Annotated in this window: 5 protein-coding genes; all 5 read left to right on the top strand. The window is 70.9% G+C overall.

The window, feature by feature from the left end; all coding sequences use genetic code 11:
- Window positions 1-662 (top strand): DotD/TraH family lipoprotein (locus tag ROTAS13_RS21225; protein WP_139323468.1); only part of this gene is annotated, 662 nt, incomplete at its 5' end.
- Entirely contained in the window at window positions 655-1,608 is a 954-nt protein-coding gene (locus tag ROTAS13_RS21220) for a type IV secretory system conjugative DNA transfer family protein (RefSeq protein ID WP_075823323.1), read from the top strand. The genes ROTAS13_RS21225 and ROTAS13_RS21220, both read left to right, overlap by 8 nt.
- Entirely contained in the window at window positions 1,608-2,759 is a 1,152-nt protein-coding gene (locus tag ROTAS13_RS21215) for a type IV pilus twitching motility protein PilT (protein ID WP_075823325.1), read from the top strand. The genes ROTAS13_RS21220 and ROTAS13_RS21215 overlap by 1 nt, the downstream gene beginning before the upstream one ends.
- Entirely contained in the window at window positions 2,759-3,007 is a 249-nt protein-coding gene (icmT, locus tag ROTAS13_RS21210) for an IcmT/TraK family protein (protein WP_075823322.1), read from the top strand. Before ROTAS13_RS21215 ends, icmT begins: the two co-directional genes overlap by 1 nt.
- Window positions 3,004-3,435 carry a hypothetical protein gene (locus ROTAS13_RS26575; protein WP_139323467.1) on the top strand — a complete coding sequence of 144 codons (432 nt, stop codon included), beginning with the start codon at window positions 3,004-3,006 and terminating at the stop codon, window positions 3,433-3,435. Before icmT ends, ROTAS13_RS26575 begins: the two co-directional genes overlap by 4 nt.
- Window positions 3,436-3,520: the final 85 nt, after the last annotated feature.

Genomic DNA, 3,520 nt, shown 5'->3' with positions numbered 1-3,520 from the left:
CCCCGATGCGATCCCAGCGCCTGCGCCTCGCGGGCACACTCACCGGCCTCGCGCTGCTGGCCGGATGCGCCGGACAACACGTCACCACCGAGATCGAGACCACGGGCATGGCGAACCCCGAGGTCGCCCTCCGCCGCTCGATGGATCTGGTGAACAGCCAGATGTCGGCGCTCGGCGGCCTGCGCGCCGTGCCGCCCACGCCGGCGATGGCTGCCCTGCCCGCGTCGGTCGCGCCGGTTGCCGTGCGGCCGGGGCAATCCATCGTGCAGGTGCCGCCGGCACCCGTGGCGTCGGCCAGCGCCGTCACGGTGTCGCCCGTGGTCGCCACGTCGCCCGGGATTGCGCCAGCCGGGTCGCCGCCGGTTTCGGCCTTCCCGCCTCCCGTCCGCTCCGGGGCGATCGTGCCGGAGGAGCTGCAGCGCCCCATCGGTTTCGCCTGGAACGGCCTGCTGGACGATGGCGTGCGCAAGGTCGCGGCCGAGGTGGGCTACCGGGTGGACGTGTATGGCCCGGCCGGGATGCAGCCGCTGGCCGTGGCCCTGCCCAACACGGCCACAACGCTGATCGGCGCCTTCAAGGCACTCGGGGATCAGGCGGGCAACGCCGCCACCGTCCGGGTCGACACGATCAACCGCCGGATCGAGGTGATCCACCATGTCTAGGTTGCGGCGGCTGCTCTGTGCTGCGACGGTGCTGGGCGGCCTGGGGGCGGCTCAGGCCCGGGCGGCCGACCCCGGCTACCTCGTGGATGGCGCCACCCCGCCCATGCCGGGCGTCGAGCAGTTCGACGCGGCGATCCCGGCACTGGCCAACCCCCTGAACCAGCCGATCACCGGTGCCCGCACGGCGCCGAGCATCGTTGGCGGCGAGGCACCACCTTCGCTGGAAGCGCTACAGGCGACCCGCCCCGGCGACGAGCCCGGCGACGGGCTGGAGCAGGGCCGCGCCGAGGTGCTGCGCCAGTCGGGCCTGACCTATGGCGCCCAGGGCGGACTGGCGGCCCGCTCCTTTGCCATCAACGAGATGCTCCGGCGCTACGAGGCGGAGCTGACCACCACCTACGACTTCCGCGCCCTGGTACTGCCCGTGGGCGGCGGCCAGACCCTCATGCGCCCACCCATTGTGTCCGAGGCGCAGATGGCCTTCGCGCTGGGCGAGAACGGCCAGGTCGCACGGGAAACCTCCTGCATTTTCGAGATCACGCGCGAGGCGCAGCTGACCTCCGCTCCCCCGGACTGGCGCACCTACCTGGTGCGCTCCTGGGGCACGCCGCGCCGGCCGGCCGATGCCGGCCTGCCCCGGTCCCGCAAGGAGGTGGAATACTGGAACCGCAACGTCGCCGAGGGCTGGGCCCAGGGCGAGAAGCAGGCGGTCGAGATCTTCCTGTCCGACCTGGGACGCCTGCAGCGCGACATCATCGGCATGGCCCGCTATCGCGTCCTGCTCCGGGCCGGCTTGGTCGAAGAGCCGCGCATCTCCTTCGCCAACAGCGCGACCGAGGGCGGCCGGGCCCGCCTGAACATCGGCGACCGCACGGTGCGGATCACCGATCAGCCCGGCTTGCAGGCGAACCGCCGCCGCTGGCAGCCCGGCGCGGGGTGCCGCTGATGAATGCCGTCACACAGATCACCACCAAGGCCTGGCCCGGCGAGGGGCAGCGCTGGGTCACCGAACCTCGTCGCCATGCCCCCGGCCTGGACTCCCTGCTCGCCTGGGCCAGTGAGCAGGGCGCGTCGCGGATCAGCTTTCATACCGGCAAGCCGGTCTGGCTGCGCATCCACGGCCGCAACCACCCTGTCACGCAGCGGACGCTGGACGAGGCGGAGGTCGCGGCCATCGCCAACCACCTCTACGGCGCCGACGGCACCGCCCGCCTGCAGGGCGGCAAGGACTTCGACGTCGCCTATGAGATCCACGTCAGCCGATCCGGGCGCCTGCGCTACCGCCTGAACGCCACCTCGACACGGGTCAGTCGCGGCATGGGCGCCAACATCGTGCTGCGCCCGATCCCCGACCTGCCGCCGCCGCTGGAGAACCAGCTGGTCGAGCGCATGATCCTCGACAACTGCCGTCCGGCGAGCGGCATGGTGATCGTCAGCGGCGCCACCGGGTCGGGAAAGTCCACGCTGATCGGCGGCATCACCGTCGACAAGCTCCTGGACCCGGAGGGTCACTACAACATCCTGGAGGCGGCAGCTCCCGTCGAGTTTCTGCTCGACCGGCTCAAGGGCCCCTCCTCCACCATCGACCAGTGCGAGATCCCGCGCGACCTGCCGAGCTTCGAGGCATTCATCCGCGGCACCACCCGCCGCGAACCCACCGATATCATCGTCGGCGAGTGCCGCGACACCGCGACCATGAGCGCGTCGCTGAACGCAGCGATGCTGGGAGCGACGCTGACCACCACCATCCACGCTGACACGGTGCCGCTGACCATCCAGCGCATCGCGGCGCTCTGCGGCAACGAGGAGCGGGAGAACCTGCTGAGCTCGGCCGCGCAATCGCTGCGGCTCATCGTCAACCAGCGGCTCGCCTTCTCGACCGACGGCAGGCGCACCGCGTTGCGTGAGATCCTGGTGTTCGACGAGGAGCTGCGCGGACAGCTCATGCGGACCGATGCCAAGGACTGGCCGGACCTGACCAAGCACGCGGTGCGGGAGCGAGGTCAGTCCTATGAGGTGGCGATCCGAAAGGCGCTGGAAGACGGGCGGATCACCGAGGCGACCGCTGCCCGTGAGATGCGGAGGACCAAAGGCTGATGTGGCGCTACACCGCTCTCCCGGTGCGGATCGGGATCCTCGATGCCCGCGCCTGCCTGCCGATCGTGGTCTATGTGGTCTACTGGTCGTGGAACACCTTCTACATCGCGTTGACCGGCACCCTGTTCTTTATCGTGATCAGCTGGTTCGGGCTGACGCTGCCCGCCGTGTTCCGGGTGGTGCGTCGCTGGCTCGTCGGCCGGGTTCGCCCGGCCGTGCCGGCCTGGCAGCGGCGGCGGCTCGCGTGACCGGCCCCGTCGATATCTGTGCGGTGAGCCGCACGATGGAGCAACTCATCCGCCGGGGCGGCAAGCCCGTGGTGCTGCAGGACGGCGCCACGGGGCAGGCCCTCGGCCTCTCTCCGGAAGCCGGTGGCAGCCCAAGCGGGCTGCTGCCGGTGTTCCTGGCCGCCGGCGAGGCGGTCTGGCGCGAGGCGACGGGGAAAGGGTTCGCGCTCGATGTGGCACCGGATCCCCAGGCCCTGCTCGGCTACCGGGTGCGCGGCATCGGCAATGGCCCGTTCTCGGCGGTGATGCTCTCGGTGATGGAGGCGACCGCCCAGGTCGCGCGGCCCGACATGCTGCTCGTCAACGATCTCGACGCGGTGTGGCAGGCCGCGAACCAGCGCTATCGCCACGTTGCCGGCAGCCGGCCGGCTGGGGGAGCAGCGCCATGAGGCTTGCTGCCGGCCTGATGGCCCTTGCCCTCTTCGCAAACCCTGTCTCTTGATCACATCTACGCACAGCTCCACCGTAAGGCGA

It is taken from the genome of Roseomonas sp. TAS13, from assembly GCF_001950415.1.
GTDB lineage: Bacteria > Pseudomonadota > Alphaproteobacteria > Acetobacterales > Acetobacteraceae > Roseomonas > Roseomonas mucosa.
This window is presented reverse-complemented; position numbering and strand designations above follow the sequence as displayed.

Bases quoted from the DNA above. Each gene is read 5' to 3' on its own strand.
- ROTAS13_RS21220 (WP_075823323.1), top strand. From the start codon at position 655: ATGTCTAGGTTGCGGCGGCTGCTCTGTGCTGCGACGGTGCTGGGCGGC.
- ROTAS13_RS21215 (WP_075823325.1), top strand. From the start codon at position 1,608: ATGAATGCCGTCACACAGATCACCACCAAGGCCTGGCCCGGCGAGGGG.
- icmT (WP_075823322.1), top strand. From the start codon at position 2,759: ATGTGGCGCTACACCGCTCTCCCGGTGCGGATCGGGATCCTCGATGCC.